The 21389-nt window shown below is 32.5% G+C and carries 19 protein-coding genes and 2 riboswitches; of the genes, 7 read left to right on the top strand and 12 right to left on the bottom strand.

Translation table 11 applies throughout. The annotated features are described in order from the left end of the window. Positions 1–75: 75 nt before the first annotated feature. Positions 76–2025, top strand: coding sequence for a DUF2207 domain-containing protein (locus ACREVX_RS15375; RefSeq protein ID WP_431545098.1), 1950 nt, complete (start codon positions 76–78; stop codon positions 2023–2025). 148 nt (positions 2026–2173) lie between these two features. Beyond that, positions 2174–2716 (top strand): LemA family protein, encoded by a 543-nt coding sequence (locus ACREVX_RS15370; RefSeq protein ID WP_431545097.1) that lies wholly within the window; start codon positions 2174–2176, stop codon positions 2714–2716. 186 nt (positions 2717–2902) lie between these two features. Here the strand turns inward: ACREVX_RS15370 and ACREVX_RS15365 are convergent, their stop codons facing one another. The 6 genes from ACREVX_RS15365 to ACREVX_RS15340 all read right to left on the bottom strand — a co-directional run bounded on the left by ACREVX_RS15365 (position 2903) and on the right by ACREVX_RS15340 (position 9364). Then, complete coding sequence (locus ACREVX_RS15365; protein ID WP_431545096.1) at positions 2903–3556, bottom strand: pentapeptide repeat-containing protein; 654 nt, start codon at positions 3554–3556, stop codon at positions 2903–2905. Between the two features lie 298 nt (positions 3557–3854). Next, positions 3855–4817 carry an ABC transporter ATP-binding protein gene (locus ACREVX_RS15360; RefSeq protein WP_431545095.1) on the bottom strand — a complete coding sequence of 321 codons (963 nt, stop codon included), beginning with the start codon at positions 4815–4817 and terminating at the stop codon, positions 3855–3857. A 2-nt stretch (positions 4818–4819) separates the two neighbouring features. Beyond that, positions 4820–5797 carry an ABC transporter ATP-binding protein gene (locus ACREVX_RS15355; RefSeq protein ID WP_431545094.1) on the bottom strand — a complete coding sequence of 326 codons (978 nt, stop codon included), beginning with the start codon at positions 5795–5797 and terminating at the stop codon, positions 4820–4822. Between the two features lie 13 nt (positions 5798–5810). Beyond that, entirely contained in the window at positions 5811–6710 is a 900-nt protein-coding gene (gene nikC / locus ACREVX_RS15350) for a nickel transporter permease (protein WP_431545093.1), read from the bottom strand. Positions 6711–6722: 12 nt separating this feature from the next. Next, positions 6723–7727 (bottom strand): ABC transporter permease, encoded by a 1005-nt coding sequence (locus tag ACREVX_RS15345; protein ID WP_431545092.1) that lies wholly within the window; start codon positions 7725–7727, stop codon positions 6723–6725. Positions 7728–7801: 74 nt separating this feature from the next. Next, the gene (locus ACREVX_RS15340) at positions 7802–9364 is read right to left on the bottom strand and encodes an ABC transporter substrate-binding protein (protein WP_431545091.1); all 1563 of its coding nucleotides are present in this window, start codon (positions 9362–9364) and stop codon (positions 7802–7804) included. 301 nt (positions 9365–9665) lie between these two features. Here ACREVX_RS15340 and ACREVX_RS15335 point away from each other — a divergent pair, with 301 nt between their 5' ends. Next, positions 9666–10094 (top strand): hypothetical protein, encoded by a 429-nt coding sequence (locus ACREVX_RS15335; protein ID WP_431545090.1) that lies wholly within the window; start codon positions 9666–9668, stop codon positions 10092–10094. A 274-nt stretch (positions 10095–10368) separates the two neighbouring features. Here ACREVX_RS15335 and ACREVX_RS15330 read toward each other — a convergent pair whose 3' ends face one another. The 5 genes from ACREVX_RS15330 to cobU all read right to left on the bottom strand — a co-directional run bounded on the left by ACREVX_RS15330 (position 10369) and on the right by cobU (position 15948). Further along, positions 10369–12084 carry an ice-binding family protein gene (locus ACREVX_RS15330; RefSeq protein ID WP_431545089.1) on the bottom strand — a complete coding sequence of 572 codons (1716 nt, stop codon included), beginning with the start codon at positions 12082–12084 and terminating at the stop codon, positions 10369–10371. A gap of 150 nt (positions 12085–12234) precedes the next feature. Then, a riboswitch (cyclic di-GMP riboswitch) is annotated at positions 12235–12314 on the bottom strand. 180 nt (positions 12315–12494) lie between these two features. Then, positions 12495–13259 carry a heme ABC transporter ATP-binding protein gene (locus ACREVX_RS15325; RefSeq protein ID WP_431545088.1) on the bottom strand — a complete coding sequence of 255 codons (765 nt, stop codon included), beginning with the start codon at positions 13257–13259 and terminating at the stop codon, positions 12495–12497. 67 nt (positions 13260–13326) lie between these two features. Next, positions 13327–14379, bottom strand: coding sequence for a FecCD family ABC transporter permease (locus ACREVX_RS15320; protein WP_431545087.1), 1053 nt, complete (start codon positions 14377–14379; stop codon positions 13327–13329). Positions 14380–14396: 17 nt separating this feature from the next. After that, a complete protein-coding gene (locus ACREVX_RS15315) occupies positions 14397–15359 on the bottom strand; it encodes an ABC transporter substrate-binding protein (RefSeq protein WP_431545086.1) in 963 nt (320 codons plus the stop codon). Between the two features lie 28 nt (positions 15360–15387). Then, complete coding sequence (gene cobU, locus ACREVX_RS15310; protein WP_431545085.1) at positions 15388–15948, bottom strand: bifunctional adenosylcobinamide kinase/adenosylcobinamide-phosphate guanylyltransferase; 561 nt, start codon at positions 15946–15948, stop codon at positions 15388–15390. A 166-nt stretch (positions 15949–16114) separates the two neighbouring features. Further along, positions 16115–16293, bottom strand: a riboswitch (cobalamin riboswitch). 211 nt (positions 16294–16504) lie between these two features. Between cobU and ACREVX_RS15305 the strand changes: the two genes are divergently transcribed. From ACREVX_RS15305 to sigK, 4 genes are all read left to right on the top strand, one after another. Beyond that, positions 16505–18067 carry a BppU family phage baseplate upper protein gene (locus ACREVX_RS15305; RefSeq protein ID WP_431545084.1) on the top strand — a complete coding sequence of 521 codons (1563 nt, stop codon included), beginning with the start codon at positions 16505–16507 and terminating at the stop codon, positions 18065–18067. Between the two features lie 30 nt (positions 18068–18097). Continuing rightward, positions 18098–18553 carry a DUF441 domain-containing protein gene (locus ACREVX_RS15300; protein ID WP_431545083.1) on the top strand — a complete coding sequence of 152 codons (456 nt, stop codon included), beginning with the start codon at positions 18098–18100 and terminating at the stop codon, positions 18551–18553. A 197-nt stretch (positions 18554–18750) separates the two neighbouring features. Further along, positions 18751–19524 (top strand): RNA polymerase sporulation sigma factor SigG, encoded by a 774-nt coding sequence (gene sigG, locus ACREVX_RS15295; RefSeq protein ID WP_431545082.1) that lies wholly within the window; start codon positions 18751–18753, stop codon positions 19522–19524. 150 nt (positions 19525–19674) lie between these two features. Further along, positions 19675–20379 carry an RNA polymerase sporulation sigma factor SigK gene (gene sigK / locus ACREVX_RS15290; protein WP_431545081.1) on the top strand — a complete coding sequence of 235 codons (705 nt, stop codon included), beginning with the start codon at positions 19675–19677 and terminating at the stop codon, positions 20377–20379. A gap of 85 nt (positions 20380–20464) precedes the next feature. On the opposite strand, the gene ACREVX_RS15285 is transcribed toward sigK, so the two are convergent. Beyond that, positions 20465–21388, bottom strand: coding sequence for a LysR family transcriptional regulator (locus ACREVX_RS15285; RefSeq protein ID WP_431545080.1), 924 nt, complete (start codon positions 21386–21388; stop codon positions 20465–20467). Between the last annotated feature and the right edge of the window lies 1 nt (position 21389).

Below are 21389 nucleotides of genomic sequence, written 5' to 3'. Positions count from 1 at the left end.
TATATAGATAAATTTATAAATATAATGAAATTAATGGAAATATTGTTTATAATAAGATTACAGGGAGGTGAAGTCATGAAAAAAAGTTCCACAATAATCTTTGCTAGAATGTTTTTATTACTTATTATTTTTACTCTATTTGGATTTCAGAAACTAATATATGCTTCGCAAGACAAGACCTATTATATATCTGGGTATAATATTAATGTATTAGTAAACAAGGACGGGTCAGCTAATTTTGAAGAACGCCTTACTTATAATTTCGATGGTCAGTTTAATGGAGTTACTAGAGATGTTGATTTTTCTCTCACAAAAGGTCTACAAGACAAAAAAGTTTATGTAATGGAAAATGATAATTTAAAAGAACTTCAGCCCAATGCAGGTAATTCACTTGATGACACCGGAAGCGTGGGAACATTTAACTTTGTAGAAGAAGAAAACTTAGCAAGGTTTAAGATTTTTGAGCATTCAGAAAATGAAGAAAAAACTTTTGTTATAAAGTACAAATTACTAGATGTCGTTACTAAATACACAGATATTGCGGAGTTTAACAGAAAGCTCGTTGACACTAGGTGGAAAACAAGACTCGATAATATAAAAATAAAGATAACACTTCCATCTGGGACTACTAAAGAAGAGCTTAAAGTCTTTGCTCATGGCTCTCTATTAGGTGAATCTTCCATAATAGATGGCAGTAATGTAGAATTTACTGTTCCATCAGTGTCACCAGGTACTTTTGCAGAAACCTTAGTTTTGTTTCCAACATCCCTTGTTCCGCAAGCAAGTAATATAGTGGCCGAAAATGCATTACCTAGAATAATGGCAAATGAAGCCACCCTAGCTAATGAAGCAAATGTAGCAAGAGAAGACGCAAAACAAGAGTACCAGCAGCAGGTTGAAAAGCAAGCACAGCGAGAACTTACTAAAACAAAACTTAAGTCTATAGGTACTCCTCTAGCTTTACTTTTCATACTCCTATGGTTCCCAGTAATTATATCTATTTATAAAAAATATGATAAAGAGTTTAAACCTAACTTTGAGGGTAAGTATTACAGAGAACTTCCTGAAGACTATACTCCAGCTGTGATGAGCGTTTTAATGTCATTTGGAGCTGTTAATACTCGAGATGTAATGGCCACAATTATTGATCTTACAAGAAAAAAACAACTTATAATCTCTCAAAATAAGATTAGTAAAAAGGGTCTATTCAATACAAAAGAAATAGATCAATATATAATTACATTAAATGAAAAGGCACCATCAATACCTTTGAAGAAACATGAAGAGTTTTTGATAAGCTGGTTTATAATTAAAATAGGAAACGGAAAATGTGTTGCCCTTGATGAAATAAAAAATTATGTTAAGAAAAAGAAGGATGCACTAGAATTTAAGACTGATTATGATAAATGGTCAAAACTGGCAATCGATGAGGCTGCTAAATATAACTTTTTTGATGAAACCTATAAAACAGGAATCTTACTTGGAGTATTAGCAGGATTTGCTTTCTTATTAATTGGAGCAGCTATCGCGTTTCTAATGTTTACTTTGATTGCTGTAGCATCAATAATTCAAGGTGTTATTTTAGTTGTTTACTCAATACTTATAAAAAGAAGAACAGCATATGGAAATGAGCAATATGTAATGTGGTTATCTTTCAAAAACTTTTTAAAGGATTTTAGCAGATTGGATAAAGCTGAAATTGGGTCTATCGTATTATGGGAACATTATCTTGTTTATGCCACTTCACTTGGCGTTGCAAAAGAAGTTATAAAACAGCTCCCTATTGTTTTTACAGATAATGATTTAAATAATAATGGTCTTACCTATATGTATGGAGCAAGTTACGGTTACTTTGGTGGCTTTGGTACAATGTTTGATGATACCATCCATACAGTTGAAGGTGCAATCTCCACAGCACAAAGCGTTGCAAGTTCCCAGGCTTCATCAGCTTCTGGTGGTGGTGGCGGATTTAGTGGTGGCAGCTCCGGTGGTGGTGGCGGGGGCGGTGGTGGTGGTGCATTCTGATGCATTCGTGCATTCTGATGCATTCGCGCATTCTGATGCAATGTCCCATCTAATTCTAGTCTCAGTTTTGATGTAACACTATTTTAAAATCAATAAAATTAATTAGTGTAGCCTTGTGCTACACTATATATTATAGGGAGTGATTTTTATGTTAATTCCAGTAATTATAATATGTGTACTAATTCTAACACTGATTCTTATTCATAACAGCCTTGTAGGCAAACGTAATAAAGTAAGAAATTCTTGGAGCCAGATAGATGTACAACTAAAAAGAAGATTTGATCTTATTCCTAACCTAGTTGAAATTGTAAAAGGTTATGCTAATCACGAGCGTAGTACTTTTGAAGCAGTAACCTCAGCAAGGACTAACTACCTTTCCTCAGGTACTCCTGATGATATGATGAAGGCTAATGGTGAATTAACACAGGTATTAGGGAAATTATTTGCAGTAGCTGAGGCCTATCCAGAACTTAAGGCAAATACTAATTTTCTTGAGCTACAAGTCGAATTGTCAAAAACAGAGGATAAAATTAGTTATTCAAGACAATTTTATAACGATGTAGCAATGGATTACAATAACTCTGTTCAGATGTTTCCGTCTAGCCTTATTGCAAGCATGTTTAATTTTAAGGAAGAACCTTTCTTTAATGTGGATGAAAAAGAAAAAGCTGCTCCACAAATTAAATTTTAATAATAAAAAAGAAAGAAAAAAGTATATATTACGCGTATTGCAATACGATTAATGCATTATACGTAATATATACTTTTTTTTGCGCTTAAAAACATTTTTAGAAACATTAACTCTAAACTATAAAAAAAGTTATCCACATTGTTTTCACGTTGAATCATCTCCTGTGGAGCTGAAATGTCGTCAAATTTATTTAATAATAATACCTAATATTGAGGAAATAGAAATTGCTTGAATAGTAGTAACTCTTGCACCCTTTATATCGGCAATATTTATCCCCATACCTTCAATATCGCAACTTGTAAAATCTATTCCTTTAAGATTTGTAAAATTCATTTGAGCCTGATTAAGATTAGATTCGCGAAATTCAACTTTTAAAAATTTTGAATTCTGGAAATCTGAAGAACGTAATTGACACTCTAAAAATGCAACTTGCTTACAATTAGAATAACTAAAAAAAGCAAATTCACCATTACAATTTTCAAAAACAACATCTCTAAATGTAGTTTCGCTTAAATTTATACCAATAATTTTACAATTCAGAAATTCTACTCTATGTAATGAAGCCTCATTAAAATCTACATTTGATAAATCACAATTTTCAAATTTTACATCAGTCATTTCTATCCGTCTAAAAGTTATTTTATTAAAAACAACTTTTTTAAATATCACTTGTTTAAAATTCACTCTATCTGCTTCATGATTCTCAAGAGAGCAATCACTAACTGTCCCATAAGAGAATATACTTTCATCCTCAATATTTTCTTTAGAAAGTTCTATGATATCTAAATCACTATCAAATCTAGGTCTTAAAACCTTTGTTTTTAACTTCTTATCTTCCATATACACTTACCCCCATCTAATCTTAAACAAATAATCCTGTGTATAAGTATGCACTCCCACACATTTTATTATTATTATAAATTTAATTATAACATTCTTTATCAATCAAAATATTACCATTATAATAAAACTAATTACCTCATACTTTCTAATAAATAATAGTATATTGAAAACTCATAAAATTTAAACAATCAATGGTTTACATTTATTCACAGAACTCTAAATCAAATAAAATAACTACTTAAAAGGTCCAGTATTGTTTTTATACAATACTGGACCTTTTAAGTTTTATATCTTATTACAAATTCCAACAAGCTACCTGATGCCCCTCACCTAAATCTTTAAACTTAGGTTCCTGTTTTGTGCATATCTCTGTACACTTAAAGCATCTAGTATGAAAACTACATCCAGAAGGTGGATTAATTGGACTAGGTACATCCCCTGTTAATATTATTCTGCTTTTCTTCCTAGTTGGATCCGGAATTGGAATAGCTGACAGTAACGCTTGTGAATATGGATGCTTGGGTTTATTGTAAAGTATGTCTCCATCTGCAAGTTCAACCATTTTTCCTAGATACATTACACCCACCCTTGTGCTTACATGTTTAACTACATTTAGTCCATGTGCAATGAATAGATAAGTCAAATCAAACTCTTTTTGCAAATCATGAAGCAAATTCAGTACCTGTGCCTGTATAGAAACGTCTAACGCTGATACTGGTTCATCACAAACTATAAGCTTAGGATTTAAAGAAAGAGCTCTAGCAATCCCCACCCTTTGTCTCTGACCACCACTAAATTCATGTGGATATCTATTTCTATGAAAACTAGCCAGACCTACATAATTCAAAAGTGAAAGAACTCTTTTTTCTATATCCTCTTTTTTCTCTGTTTTATTTACCTTCATTGGTTCAGCTATTATATCCCCAATGTTCATCCTTGGATTAAGAGAAGAATAAGGATCTTGAAATATAATTTGAATATTTTTTCTCATACCCTTTTGCTCTTTTTTCGATAATTTAGCCACATCTCTTCCTTCAAAGATTACTTGACCAGATGTTGGATCAAGCAAATTAACAATCATCCTACCAGTAGTTGATTTACCACAACCAGATTCTCCAACTAAACCTAAGGTTTCACCCTTAAAGATATCAAAAGATATATTGTCAACTGCCTTAACATAATCTGTAGTTTTACCAAATACACCAGATTGTACAGGAAAATATTTTTTTAAATTTTTAACTTGTAATAATGGTTCCATATTTACACCTGTCCTTCCTGTTTATCACTGTATAGAAAACAACGAACACTTCTGCCTTCGTGCTCAACAAGCTCTGGTTCTTTATGTCTGCAAATGTCCATACATTTACTGCATCTATCACTAAAGGAACATCCCTTTGGCATATTTAAAGGATTAGGCACCATTCCAGGTATCATAAATAACTGCTCTACCTTTTCATCAACCTTGGGAATAGAAAGCAATAAGCCTTCAGTATAGGGATGTAATGGTTTTTCAAAAAGCTGAAGCGAAGTTGCTTTTTCAACAATTTTACCACAATACATTACTACAACCTTGTCTGCTGTTTCTGCTACTACACCAAGATCATGGGTAATTAAAAGAATCGCAGTATTAAGTTTATTTTTTAAGCTTATAATCAGTTCCAATATTTGTGCTTGTATAGTAACATCAAGCGCTGTTGTAGGTTCATCTGCAATAAGTAATTCTGGATTACAAGAAAGTGCAATAGCAATCATAACTCTTTGCCTCATACCACCACTTAATTGGTGTGGGTAATCATTTATTCTCTTCTCTGGAGTTGGAATACCTACAAGCTCTAGCATCTTAATTGCCTCCAAGGTAGCCTCTTTCTTTTTTAACTTTTTATGACGAGTTATAGTTTCTGATATTTGCTTTCCTATGGTAACTACAGGATTTAAAGAAGTCATAGGTTCTTGAAATATCATAGATATTTTATCCCCTCTTATATCTTGCATTTCCTTATTACTTTTCTTTAACAAATCTTCACCTTTGAACATTATTTTTCCACCTATAATTTTGCCAGGTGGACTTGGTATAAGGCTTAAAATAGAAAGTGAGGTTACACTTTTACCACTGCCGGATTCACCTACTATAGCCAGTATTTCACCTTTATCCACTTCAAAATCCACACCATCTACTGCATTAACTAGTCCACCCTTAACTCTAAATTGAGTTTGTAAATTTTTAACTTCTAATAACATTATGTTATCCCCCTTACTGATGAAGTTTTGGATCTAGTGCATCTCTTAGTCCATCACCAAATAGATTGAAAGCAAGTACAGTTATAGTTATCGCAATACCAGGGAAAAGGATTATATGAGGAGCATTATAAAAATATCCACGTCCAGCTCCCAGCATACTTCCCCATTCTGCTTGTGGAGGTTGTACTCCAAGGCCCAAAAATCCAAGAGCCGCCGTATCTAAAATAGCGTTTGATACTCCAAGTGTCGCACGCACTATTATAGGTGAAATTACGTTAGGTAATATGTGTTTAAATATTATAGCAATGTCACTATTTCCAATAACTCTTGCTGCTTGGACATATTCACTATCCTTAATTGACAATATAGAACCCCTAACTATCCTAGCATATTCTGGAATTGTAACAATACTTATTGCAATTATAGCGTTATCAATACCTTTACCTAATACACTCATAAAAGCGATTGCGAGCAATAATGATGGGAATGCAAGCATAATATCCATAAATCTCATAATTAACATATCTACCTTGCCCCCATAATACCCTGCGAGAGATCCTACAACAATTCCTATAGATAATGCTACTGCAACCGCTGTAATACCAACCCTTAAAGAAATCTTAGTACCATCAATTATCCTACTTAGAATATCCCGTCCTTGTTCATCAGTTCCAAACCAATGGGCAGCAGATGGTTTTTGAAGACTTTGTGATAATTCACCTATATTAGGTTTATACGGCATAATTAATGGTCCAAAAATAGCAATGATTAAAAGAATTACTATTATTATAAGCCCCACTAGAGCTGCTTTATTTTTCTTAAGCATATACCATGCATTCCTAAGTTTGGATTCTTCCTTAGGAGCATTTTGCAATATAATTTCTTCATTTTCATTCAAATTTTTATTTTTCATTATTTCACTCCCTTAAGAATATTTAATTCTTGGATCTATAACTGCATAAATTATGTCCACAACTAAATTAACAAGAACAAAAATTACTGCCATGATCATAACCGTTCCTTGAACCACAGGATAATCGGTTACTAAAATAGCATCTACTACATATTTACCAACACCTGGCCACGAAAATACAGTTTCTGTTAGCACTGCTCCTCCTAGCAAAGTTCCTAGTTGAAGTCCTATTACTGTTATAATTGGAATCAAAGCATTCTTTAACGCATGTCCAAAAATAATCGGTCTTTCCAATAACCCCTTTGCTCTTGCAGTTCTAATATAGTCCTGCCTCACAACCTCAAGCATTGTAGATCTAGTCATTCTTGCAATAATTGCAGTAGATGCTGACCCAAGAGCTACTGCTGGCATAATTAGATGCCTTATAGTACTATAAAACGCAGGCATATTACCTGTAACTAAAGAATCTATTAAATATAATCCTGTAACTTTAATTGGTTCAAGACCTATGTCTATTCTACCCGATACTGACAACCACTGAAGTTGCACTGCAAAAACTAATATGAATATTAAACCTAACCAAAATATAGGCATGGATACTCCAAGTAAAGATATTACCATGCAGATATAATCAATAACTGAATTTTGTTTAATTGCAGAAATAACCCCCATAAATACCCCCAAAATAGAAGCAAATATAACAGCCGCTAATGCAAGTTCAATTGTAGCTGGAAATCGTGCCATTATTTCATCCCACACTGGAGTTTTTGTCATAAGTGAATCCCCCAAATCTCCATGCAGTATGCCTCTTAGAAAATCCCAGTACTGAATATAAATAGGTTTATTAAGTCCAAGCTGTTCCCTTAGTGCTGCTATCTGATCTTGCTTTGCATGCTGACCAAGAATTATTGAAGCTGGATCCGTAGTAAACATGTGCATAACCAAAAATACAAGTACAGATACTCCTATAATAACTGGTATAAGTAAAAGCAGTCGTTTAATAATATATTTAACCATAGTTACCCTCCTTATTAAAAAAGTGGAAGATCGCTTAATGCGATATTCCACCTAAAAATAGTTCTAAAATAAGATTATTTATCTACTCCACTAAAGAATACTGATCCTGTTGGGTGAATTGAAAAACCAGTAACCCTAGGAGAATATGCCGCAAGCACTTGTGAATGAGATAGTGGAAGCCATGGTGCATCCTTTGAAACTATCTCTTGAAGCTCTTTATAGACTTTATTTCGTTCTTCTCCATTTGCTAATTCCCTACCTTTTAAAAGTAGTGCATCAACTGCTGGATTTGAATATTTAGCTGAATTCAAAGTAGATTTAATCTCATGTGAATCGAACAATGAAAGGAAATTATCTGCATCTCCATTATCACCAGTCCAACCATAGAAGAATATATCCCCTTCTCCATTTGCAATTTTTGTTTTATAGTCTGTCCAATTGTAAGAATCTATTGTTGCAGTTACACCAATCTTTGCTAAATAGTTTTGAACTGCTTCTGCAAGTTTTTGTCCACCAACTGAATTATAAGGTCTTGGATTTGAATAAGTAATAATTTTAACCTTTAAATCTGATTTTCCAGCATCTTTAAGTAATTGTTTTGCTTTTTCTACATCATAGCTATAAGGTTGTACATCCTTGTCATAACCAGGTATAAAAGATGGAAGTGGGCTGTTTGCTACACTTGCATATCCTTGATATAAATATTTAACTAATTCATCGCGATCTATAGCATGAGATATAGCTTCACGAAGTTTAGGATCATTAAATGGTGCTCTTGCACAATTAAACGCCATGTAATTAATATTCATTCCGTCAGCTTGATATACTTCCATTTTACTAGATTTTAACTTTTCAATATCATTGGGGTCAACTCCATCAATTATATCTGTGCCACCTGTAATTAAATCACTGGCACGAACTGAATTCTCTTTTGTAAATTTAAATACTACATTATCGGCCTTAGGCTTATCGCCCCAATATCCATCGAATTTTTCAAGCTTTAATGATTGGTTTTTAGCCCAAGATACAAATTTATATGGACCTGTTCCAACTGGGTTCTCCATTAGTTTTCCATTGTATTTAGCGATTGCTGTAGGGCTCAAAACTGGAGCAGCCAATGTCATTGCAAGATTTGCAAGAAATGGTGTATATTTGTTTTTTAATGTGATTTTAACTGATAAATCACTTAGTTTTTCAATTTTAACTACTGGTCCATAAGTAAATGATGCATATGGCATATCTTCTGTAGCCTTTGGAGCAATCTGTCTTTCTACATTAAATACAACAGCATCTGCATTAAAAGGTGTTCCGTCTTGGAACTTGACGTCCTTTCTCAAATTAAAGGTATATTCTTTTCCATCATCACTAATTTCCCAATCTGTAGCAAGACTAGGTGCTATGTCTGTTGAACCATCTTTGTATTTAATTAAACCTTCATAAATATTGCACATAACTTTTGCTGATTCGCCGTCATCTACATACGCTGGGTCCAAACCTCTAGGATCTGCTCCTTGAGAAAAAACTAATGTTTTTGTAGTTGCTGTTTTTGTTGTTGTCGAACCGCCTGAGCAACCTGTTAGTGCGACGCTTAGAACAAGCACTCCTGTAAGCATAATAGCAAGATATTTTCTTTTCATAATTTATTTGCCCCCCCTAAAATGTCTAACTTAAACTTTAAACAATTACTTATTTATTAAATGATTTTATCATCATACGTTTATAAATGCAAGTTTTATTTTTAAAGTTTCAATTGATTGTTTATTGAGTCCACATATAATATATATGTCATAGGATATATTATTATGAAAATTTAACTTCTTTACAATTATTCATTAACATCTGCTTGATATATAACATCAAAAAAAATTAATAAATTAAAATAACAAAACTGTATATCAATCATATACTATATTGTAAATACTTTTAGGAGATAACTTAATGTATATTGATGAAGACGATATTAAAATTTATATTCCGACCTATACTTATGAATTCGAAACTCAAAATATTCCACTATCATGTCCCTACTACAGACAAATGTTCCCTTTCCCCCTAGGGCCTCAAGGTACCACCTCTGGTAGACCACCGGGTGGATCTCAGAGTGGACCTCCTTCATCCCCACCAAACTTTACACCAGCTCAGCCTAAGGTGCAACAGTTTGGTGCTACCCCTAAAGCCATAGACCAAGGTGCAATTAGACCTTGCCGATTTAGATCGGTATATATATGGCAAAGAAGAGGTGACAGCTTCTGGGCATGGCTTACATTTGTAGGCCCTAAATCTATAGCAGGCTTTCGTTGGAATAGAAATGCTTGGAGATATTTTGGAATGGATCTTAGAGAAATTAGTAGTTTTCAATGTTTTTAAAATAGTAATTATGAATTGAGGTATAATACAAAGAGTATACCAGCTCAAACTAGTCCCTATAAAATTTTTGTAATGTGTTAGCTGTTACAATGAATATTGTTATTTCTTCTGTTGGCAAATAATAGAGAGGATAGGCTTTAAAATAAAAAATGGCTCACCCTAAGGCAAACCACATTAACTAAGTGAAACTTATTATAAAATTAATCTCTTTTCTATTATGATACTGGGATTGCCTGTTGATGCTACAGGTAATCCGAGTATTTATTTATATACCTTAAACATCAATAACATTGTGATTTAAGTCAAGAATTCCAACTATACCAATTATTATAGAACCATCATATGTTCCTGAGTTATTATTTATAGTTCCTGTATTTGTTATACTATTAACTCCATCACCTAAGAATATACGTGATCCGGATAATAAGTTTAATGTTCCATTTACTACAAGTTTACCACCTGCAGCATTTACACTTAAAACTGGCTGTACATTCTCAATGTCTGTATCTGTAGCAGTAGCAATATTAAGTGTTGCTCCGGTTGCTACTATAAATGTTTCATTTTCTGCAACTACAAATGGATTAGTATTTTGTTGCTGCACCATTGCTTCACCGTTGAGTGTATATGTCAGAATTCTATCATTTATATCCCCATTAATAGTAAATGTTGAATTATTTTCTAGTTTTAAGTTTGCACTACTGTTTACGCTTCCAACTATTAGATTGTTAACTGCCTCTGCACCCAATCTTAAACTTCCGCCTTCTTTTACTATAATTTTATTTCCAAACCCAATTTTAAAGTAATCTCTAAGTACAGTTCCTGATGGGATTACAACCGTGCTCATACCTGTAGGAATTGAACTAACGATTGTAATATCTGTTATACCAGCATCTATTGCTATTTGTAATTCTTCCATTGTAGTTACAGATGATGTAGCTACAGTCTCAGCAGGAGCTACAACTGTGTTTTTAATCAAAGTAACTGCAGTCTGCGCTAGCAATCTGCCATTTATCGATGCTTTAGCTCCCAATGCAATATTTGTCTTCCCTAGTATGATTCCTTCAAAGTGTGCATCTGATTTAATTTTAACAGTTTGAGCTACCTGCCAAAATATATTCTTAGCTTGCACTCCACCTTCTAGGATAATATTTGTGCCACTAGCCTGAGTAATTCCTTTAGCTACTTGGAAAATGAAGACATCATTTGCTCCACCACTTAGAGTAACATTAGAATTTATTAAGACACCTGTACCCCACTTGTAAACACCAGATGTAAGTGTTTGTCCACTAATGTCTCCAGTATATAGTTCTGTATGCCCAGGAGCTCTTCCAGCTGCATCAGTATATGCTGTTTCCATGTTACTTACTGCTGTAGTAAGATTGCTTGGAGTTGGAGAAGCATAATCTGCAGCATATGCTTTTCCCACGAGTTGAGTAGAACGTGAAAATGCAGTAGTGGAATCCAATATTAGAGAAAACCCTGTAATAGCAGTTGAATCAATTGGGCTAACTCCTATGTTACCAGTAATATCCGATTTAGGCACAGTGGATATCCCTGTTTTTGCTAAAATCGCATAATTATTAGCCTCACCAAGGTTTACTGGAGCTGTTCTTACTGATGGTGTTTGACTTGTTACATTAGAATATACACTTTCTTCATATGTATTTGCTGCAGATATTTTAAAATAATATAATTTATCATTCGTTAGCCCAGTAACATTATAACCTGTTGTAGTTACTGTCTCAGGAACGCTAATCGAGTTATATATTAACCCGTCTTGTGATATAAAAACATTATAATAGTCAGCTCCCTGAACTGATGACCAAGTTAAATTAATTTGTGAATCTCCAGCAGTCGCAACAATTTTTGTTGGTGATGCAATTGGAAGTGTTTGTGCATTTGCAGATCCAGATGTTGAATTAACTGAAAGCAATACCAGAACTGTAGTTAAAAAAAATGTTAATAAACTTTTAAACGATTTGTTTTTCATATTTTCCCCCTAATAATTTTTTACAACACCGTTAAAATTAAGAACAGATAGCATCCTCTCTCTCAATTTACAGTATATATATCAAAGTTATTTCAAACTAAACCTCTCCAATAGCAATGGATTTTTTTTAGGTAATAAAAAAAACTCTAGCTCGGTAACTGGCTGCCATTCTAATGAAAGGCCCTATAGCTTTGCGTCCTTATCTTTCGATAAGTTTGCTATTGATCGGTAAAAGTTTTAAAATAAAATTAATACTATTCTAAATATAGAATATATTGTATTAAATTGCAATATATATTTTATTTGTTAATAATATTTAACAATTCAAAATATTTATATATTTTTTAAAAAAGCCATTAAACTAAAAAAATGCGGCACAATTGATTTGCAATTGCGCCGCCATGTTTATTTTAAAAGGGCATAATAAAAGTCTTACCTGTTTTAGGATTTCGAGTTATGTATACATCTAGTCCATACACCTTCCTAATTACCTCTTTTGTTAATACTTCCTCAGGAGTACCATCTTTGTAAACTACTTTATCATGCATTAATATCATATGATCACTGTACGCCGCTGCTATATTTAAATCATGAAGCACTGCGATTATTGTAATGTTTTTATTCTGATTTAACTGTTTTAATTGATTCATTATTTCAATTTGATGATGAATGTCCAAGTGAGAAATAGGCTCATCCAGTAAAATTATTTTTGTTTCTTGAGCAATTGCTCTTGCAACTACCACCCTTTGCCTTTCTCCACCGCTGAGTGCATTGATACTTTTATTTCTAAGTTCCCAAGTGTTTGTCATTTCCATAGCCGTCTTAGCTATTTCTATGTCTTTTTCACTTTCTGAGCAAAACCTAGAAATATGAGGAGTCCTTCCCATAAGAACTATACCTTGTACTGAAAAATCAAATTCTATTTCTGTGCTTTGAGATACAACAGACATTTCCTTAGCTAATTGTTTTGGTTTTATTTGATATAATTCCTTTTCATCAATGAAAATCTCACCTTTATCCATATTAAGTGATTTGGATAATATCCTTAAAAGAGTAGTTTTACCTGATCCATTCGGACCTAAAATGGTATAAAATTTCCCTGTTTCAATATTTATGTTAATGTCCTTTAATACTTCTTGATCAAAAGAAAAACTTAAGTTATTTATATGTATCAATCAAATCATCTCCTTCGGAGCTGCAATATTAATGACTTCAGAAGGATACTTTCCTTCTGAAATGTCATTAAATCGCCTTCTTCTTCGTTTTATATAATAAGTATACGAAAAATGGGACTCCGAAAATAGAAGTAATAATTCCAACTGGTATTTCGGAAGGTGGCACTATTGCCCTTGCAAGTGTGTCACAAATTATTAAAAATGCTGCTCCGAAAAGCGCAGAAAAAGGAATAACAACTCTATTATCAGATCCAAAAATCATTCTAATAGCATGGGGCACTATAAGCCCTACAAAACCGATTATTCCACTTACAGATACAACTGCCGCTATCATTAACGTACTTATTACAAATATATACTTTTTAAATCCATTTACATCAATGCCAAGACTTCTTGCACTATCTTCTCCAAGCATCATTACATTCAGGTCTCTTGCAAATGTAGATATAAATATAATTGATGGAACTACAATAATAAATAGTAACCCAACCTCATTCCAGCCAGCCGTTGAGAAACTTCCCATAGTCCACATAACTATTTTCTCAATATTATCTCTATTGAAAGTCATCATTAATGAAATAATAGAGGATAATAGATAATTTATAGCAACACCTGCAAGAAGAAGCGTAGTAACTGGAACTTTTGTGCCAACTCTAGCAATATTATATACTAAATATGTAGTTATTATCGCCCCTACAAAAGCACTCATTGCTATCATACTCATTCCAAACAAATGACTTTCTTTCAAAAACACCATAGTTATAGTTGCCCCAAGCGCCGCACCAGATGAAACCCCAAGAACAAATGGGTCCGCCATTGAATTTTTAAAAATCCCTTGAAATGAAGTACCAACCACTGAAAGTGCTGCTCCTACGAGACATGCTAAAAGTATCCTTGGCAACCTTAAATTTAACAATATAATCAGAGATGTAGCCTTAATACCTTCTAAGGTAATGAAATTATTCACTATTGGAATTTTGCTCATTACAATCAAAGCTGTCTGCTTAAAAGAAATATTTGCCACCCCAAAGTTTGCTGCAGTAATTATTACAATCATAAGTAAAATTAAACCTACAACGAAAATTTTCCTATAATAACTTTTCTTTTCTATAAACGTCATAGTTGTACATCCCCCTTCTATTTGAAAAGTTCAGGATGAATTAATTTAGCCATTTCTTCAAGTCCATCTGCAAGTCTTGGTCCCTGTCTGACAATAATGTTATCGTCAACTTCAAATAATTTTCCATTCTTAACTGCTTTCAAATCTTTGTATCCTGAAGTAGCTTCAATTCCTTTTTTTGAATCAAAGAACTTAGAACATATTAGCAAATCAGGCTCCTTTTCCACAAGCTTTTCTACACTGTATTTCCAACCAATTGCATCATCCGCAGCATTTTTTCCACCAGCTATTCCTATCATATTACCTATAAATGTATCTTTACCTGCTGTGAAATCACCACTCTTACCGTAACCTGCTACATAATACACTGTTGGTTTTTTAGCATTTACTACTTTTTTAGTTATATCTTCAACTTTCTTTTTCATATCTGTTATTATTGTCTGTGCTTTTTCATTGGCATTTACAACCTGACCAAGCTTTGACATTGTATCATATACACCATTAAAATTTTCTTCACCATAAAGTACTATAACTTTCATATTAAGATCTTCTAACTTTTTAACAACATCCTTATCAAAATGAGTTGATGCAATAACCACATCAGGCTTTAATTCAACAATTTTTTCTATATTTGGTTCTAGTAAACTGCCAATAGATGGAGCACTTAGAGCCTCAGTTGGGTAATCATCATAATCACTTCTACCAACTAAAGTTGAACCTTTACCAAGGGCATATATTCCCTCTGTCATATTGGGCGCAATAGTAACTATTCTTTTAGGTTCTTTTTCAATTGTAACTGTTCTATTATATGAATCAACAACCTTTAGTGGATATACAGTAGCTCCTGCTCCCTTTTGCTCAGTACTTTTATCTGTGCTATTCTTAACATCATTACTATCAACCTTTTTACCGCATGCACTAAGTGCAAAACAGATAAAAACAGCTAAACCCATACTTATTATACTTTTTCTTTTAATCATTAGTTACCCCCACAAATTATAATTTATTTTATTTAATTTTAATTTGAATACCGCAAACCAATAAATGAACCTGCGAGGCTCTTGATGCGATATACTGATTTACTCTACCTGCAATGTCTCTAAAAACTCTTGCCATTTTGTATTCTGGTACAATTCCTGATCCAAGCTCGTTAGTTACAACAATTATTTCTTTTGATCTTTTTTCTGCTTCATCAAGAAAATCAACAATCTCCTGCAAAATTCTTTTTTCCATTATATTTATATCATCACACGTAAGATCATCAAAATTATCCCCCGCATAATCAAACATAAGATTTGTAACCATTATTGTTATACAATCGAGTAAAATAGTATCAAATTGTATTTTGCGATTATTAAATACCTGTTTTAAATCCTTATAACCTTCAAAAGTGTCCCATGCTCTCGGTCTTCTTTCTTTATGTTTTTTTACTCTATCCTTCATTTCATCATCAAACGGAATTGAAGTCGCAATATAAAGTACCTTGCCCTTAGTCTCATAGGCTAACTTCTCAGCATACGTGCTTTTCCCACTCCTTGCACCACCTGTTATAAGTACAATGTTTCCCATAATATTAATATTCTCCTTTTTATTTTAATGATATACCCTCGCTCTAAAAAAACGCGAAAATAAAAAAACCACATCTAATCGATGCGGAATAATGCAATTAATTTTCACGTATTGGGTAACCCAATATTATCGTTAATTCAAGCATTTTTTATCCCCCCTCCGAAGATTAAAACTTAAGCATTAGGCAGGTTTACTGGCTTTAGCGTCATCTTACTCTCCAACCTTCTCAGTTTCCCAATGGTTTTTGGATTTCATCCTCTAATACAGTAGCGGTGGGCTGCAATGGATTTTAACCACTTTCCCTTTTAACCCTATTTATAGGGCACCTAAAACTATTATTCGATTTTTTGTATTTATACTATTAATTGTACCATAAAAAAACATTAACGCAATAAGATTTAGGTTTATTATTTATCTCCTTAACTTTTATAACTCCATAATTAATTTTATAAAAGTGTTCCCCCTAAGGATCTATAATCATAATATATTATAATTACTTTTTAAAAATTATATATTCAAAACATAGATTACAGCTTATAAAAAAAGGAGTTGTATTATGGAAATACCACAAAACCCATATGAAACCAATTTAGCTCAAAGTGCTAATAGTACATTTATTTTCAAAGTAATTTTAACAAAAAATAAAATTCCACTAGACTTAACAGGATTAAAATTGTCACTAACTATTTTTAAAGCAGATGTTAACTTGATATTAGATTTAAAAAATATAAAAGTTACGGATACTCTAAATGGAAAAGTAACCATAACGTTGCCTACAAAGGAAATTGCTTTGATTAATACTTATAAAGCACAAATATCAATAAATAGTAAAAATACAAAACAAATAAACTTCCCACAATTTACATTTAAATCTATAATAGATAATTTCAAATTACCTTATGCTCATGACTTTAAATTTTCTGATAGGGATACAAATATTAACATAACACCACCTTCTATTAAAGACGTCTCTAAAAATACAACAACAGGACTTCCACTGGATATCTGTAATCTACCCAATAATTATGACCTTAAACACAACTCATTACTTGAAGGAAGTCTACCACAATATGTAATTAATGGTACTTCTAAAACACAGGCAAAAGTAGCCGATATTTCTACAAATGATACAATACAATTTGTTTTTGTAACTGACCTTCATGCTGACGACTATTTAAATTATTATTATCAAATCCAAAATCATTTAAAAGCTGTTATAGATATTCAAAAATATGGTATATTAGATTTCATTGTTATAGGTGGTGATTTTCATTCTGGTGTTTATCCAGATAAAGAAAATCCTAAATCTAAGTTAAGTGACCTTACCAAAATCTTAAATAATTCCAAAGTACCTGTGCTCGTGCTTCATGGCAACCATGATGATAATAGCTATTACGTGACCCCTCCTATAAACCCTGTTATATCTAATATAATAACTAAAAGTGAATGGTTTAACAGAATGATTAGACCATTTATGAATGGAGAAATACATGACACCTCGGATAAAATGAGTCTTTATTATTATAAAGATTTTTATTATAAAAAAATCAGAGTAATATGTTTAGATTCATCAGATTATCCTATAATTATTAATAGTGATGGTACTATGAAATGGCATGGTCAAAATTTCTACGGATTTGGTTCAAGGCAGGTTCAATGGCTTCAAACAGAGGCTCTTAATACACTAGATAGAACCGATTGGTCTGTTATAATACTATCCCACATGGCCACGCGCAATACGAATTTAATGTTTAATAAATATGATCCATATAACGGAAATCTAATTGAAGGGTTGCTTAAAGCATTTATGAACGGCTCTGATTTTACGGGTTCTACATCTGGAGATTATGGTATTTCAATTAATGCAAGCTTTAAAAGCCAAGGCGCTAGGAAAATACTATCTTATGTATACGGACACACTCACACAGATCAAAATAACAAACCCGTTGACTTAGGATGGAATTTCATTAATACATCTTGTTGCTATAGCTCTGGAATTGAGGTAAGAACTAAAAATACAGATAAAGAAGACCTGTGGGATGCAATTGTAGTCGATAAAATTACTGGGGCTATAAATTGCTTCAGGTATGGCTATGGCAATGATAGACAGATATTGTAAAACTAAAAATAATTCAGGAGATGATTTATTTTGAATCCTACCATTATTTTACTATTAATTCTTTCTGCTGCAATATTGGGTAAAGCTAATACAGTTGCTATTGCTACATGTATTTTGCTTATGCTAAAACTCTTAGGTGTAGATAAGTATGTGTATCCCGCTATAGAAAAAATCGGAATGACATGTGGACTTATATTTTTAATAGCTGCAATAATGATACCTATAGCAAATGGCGGTATTACATTTGAAAATATTAAGGGTGTATCCACGTCTTGGTTAGGGCTAACAGCTTTACTTCTTTCATTTTTAACAACATATTTAAGCGGCCAAGGTTTAAACTATCTCACCGTTCAAGGACATAGTGACATTATGCCTGCAATGATAGTAGGAGCAGTTGCAGCCGCCGCTTTTTTAGGAGGAGTACCTGTAGGACCTCTAATTACATCAGGTATGTTGGCTGTATTTTCAAAACTGATTCATAAATAATCTTTTTATAATAGTAGACGCAGTTTTATATCAAACAATCATCAATTTTCTTAAGTTTTATTACATATTTTATCATTTTTTTATTTATACTATATAGTAAAAAAATAAATATAATTATGTAAGGTTGTCTCTAGTATAATAAATAAATCATAAGGGCATAATTTTAATGCAGTTACTCTGAAGGGAATGATGACCTTATGATGTTTAACAAAGTAGAAATATGTGGAGTAAATACCGCAAAATTACCAGTATTAAAAGAAAAAGAAATGAAAGAGCTGCTATTTAGGATACAAAATGGTGAATATGCGTGCCGTGAAAAATTTATTAAGAGTAACTTAAGATTGGTTTTAAGTGTGATAAAGCGCTTCAATAACAGAGGAGAAAATGTAGATGATCTATTCCAAGTAGGCTGTATTGGTTTAATGAAGTCAATTGATAATTTCGATTTAAGTTTAAATGTACGATTTTCAACATATGCAGTTCCTATGATTATAGGAGAAATAAGAAGATACCTACGAGATAATAATTCTATAAGAGTTAGTAGGTCTCTGCGTGATATTGCATATAGAGCATTACAAGTTAGAGATAGGTTGGTTAATGAAAACAGTAAAGAGCCTACAGTAACACAAATAGCAAAAGAATTAGAAATACCCCGCGAAGAGGTGGTATTTGCACTAGATGCTATTCAAGATCCTGTATCTTTATTTCAACCAATTTACCACGACGGTGGCGATGAAATATATGTAATGGACCAAATAAAAGACACTAAAAACTTAGATGACAGTTGGCTTGAGAACATATCAATTAAAGAGGGCATGAAAAAATTAAAAGATCGAGAAAAATTAATTTTAAATTTGAGATTCTTTGATGGAAAAACTCAAATGGAAGTAGCAGATGAAATAGGTATATCACAAGCTCAAGTATCTAGAGTAGAAAAAACTGCATTAAAACACATGAGAAAGTATGTTTAGGGTCCTTAATTTGGGCCTTTTTTTATTTCATTCACCATCTTAATTTACCTTTTGTTGTAATAATAAATAAATTTTCATATATAGTCACTTTTAATTAAATAAATCATACTATATTAATAAGCACTATTTAGGAGGACATCTGTGTTTTTCATGAATTGTTTATTAGATATGATTGGAAATGTTACATTCTTAACAGCTTATATAACTGGGAGTATATCATTCCCCCAACCACTAAGTGCCGAAGAGGAGAAATCCTATTTAATAAAACTTGCTGGTGGCGATTTATTAGCTAAAGGAATCCTCGTTGAACACAATTTAAGACTAGTTGCACATATAGTAAAAAAATATTCCTATCCCGGTAAAGATGTTGATGACCTCATATCCATTGGAACAGTGGGACTGATTAAAGCTATTGATTCATTTGATGCTGAGAAGGGAACAAGGCTTGCTACCTATGCCGCTAGGTGCATAGAAAATGAGATACTAATGCTTATTCGCACTAATAAAAAAACCAAAGGAGAATTGTACTTGCAAGATCCTATTGGAACTGACAAAGAGGGAAACGATATATCTCTCCTCGATGTATTAAGTAGTGATGATGATTCTATTATAGATATAGTAGAAAATAAAATCCAAATTAAAAAACTTTATAATAAGATAAACGTAGTTTTAATGGATAGAGAAAAAATAATTATTCAAATGCGTTATGGTTTACTTGATGGTAACCCTCGAACTCAAAGAGAAATTGCATTAATCTTAGGTATTTCTAGATCATATGTTTCTAGAATTGAAAAAAAAGTACTAAAAAAGCTTAATAAGGAACTAAATAGTTCGAACATTTCTAATAACGTATAAAGAAATATAGGAACATAAAACACAAAGCGAAATGGCACAGCTTCGCTCTTTTCGCTTTTAAATAATTAATTTCACTATATGTAACCTATAAATCTTTCACTAAAATACCGCTTTCTATTCCATTAAATATATCTTTATTTTTATATTGATCTACAATATTCATAAAGCTCTTCATACTTTCATTAAAATATTTATTTTTATAATAAACTATATTAAAGAACCTATCTAAAGCATTTTCTTTACTTTTTATCACATAAATCTGACCATTTTTTATCTCTTCTTCTACTAATCTTGCTGATATGGCTGTAAGACAGTTGTTCTCCATTACAGCTTGCTTAATTGCACTTGGACAAGTTGCTTCCCAGCATATTTTAAATTTCGATCCACAACTTGACATGTAATGCTCAAACAATTTGCGAGTACCACTTCCTTCTTCTCTCATTACAAAGCGCTCATTCTCTAATTCTTTTACTGATATCTGTTTACGTCCTGCAAGTCGATGATTCCTACTGCATACAACAACTAAAGAATCTTTTATAGCAGGAATAGTAACTAACTCATGATTTATAATCTGACCTTCTACAATACCGATATCCAGTTCTGATTTCAGCATTTTCTCCTCAATAGACTTTGTATTATTCACATAAGCAAAGGTATCAACTTTTGGCATTATTTCTTTAAACTGATTCAATAGTGCAGACAAGATACAAGATCCTACCGTTACCGTAGCACCAATACGTATTTTTTCAGAATATCCAATAAACATATTATCTTCTAGTTCATCAAATTGCTTCACTACCATTTTGGCATATATAAGCAAATTTTTACCTGCTTCTGTAATATATAACTTTTTAGAGATTCTTTCAAATAGTAATACCCCATAATGTTCTTCCAGTTCTTTTATGGTTTGACTTACTGTTGGTTGTGATACATAGCATTGTGCTGCCGCAGTACTCATCTTACCGGTTTCTGCCACAGCAATAAAGTATTTCAAGTGCCTTATCGTCATA

The sequence above is a fragment of the Clostridium sp. genome, assembly GCF_050717545.1.
GTDB lineage: Bacteria > Bacillota > Clostridia > Clostridiales > Clostridiaceae > Clostridium_AD.
This window is presented reverse-complemented; position numbering and strand designations above follow the sequence as displayed.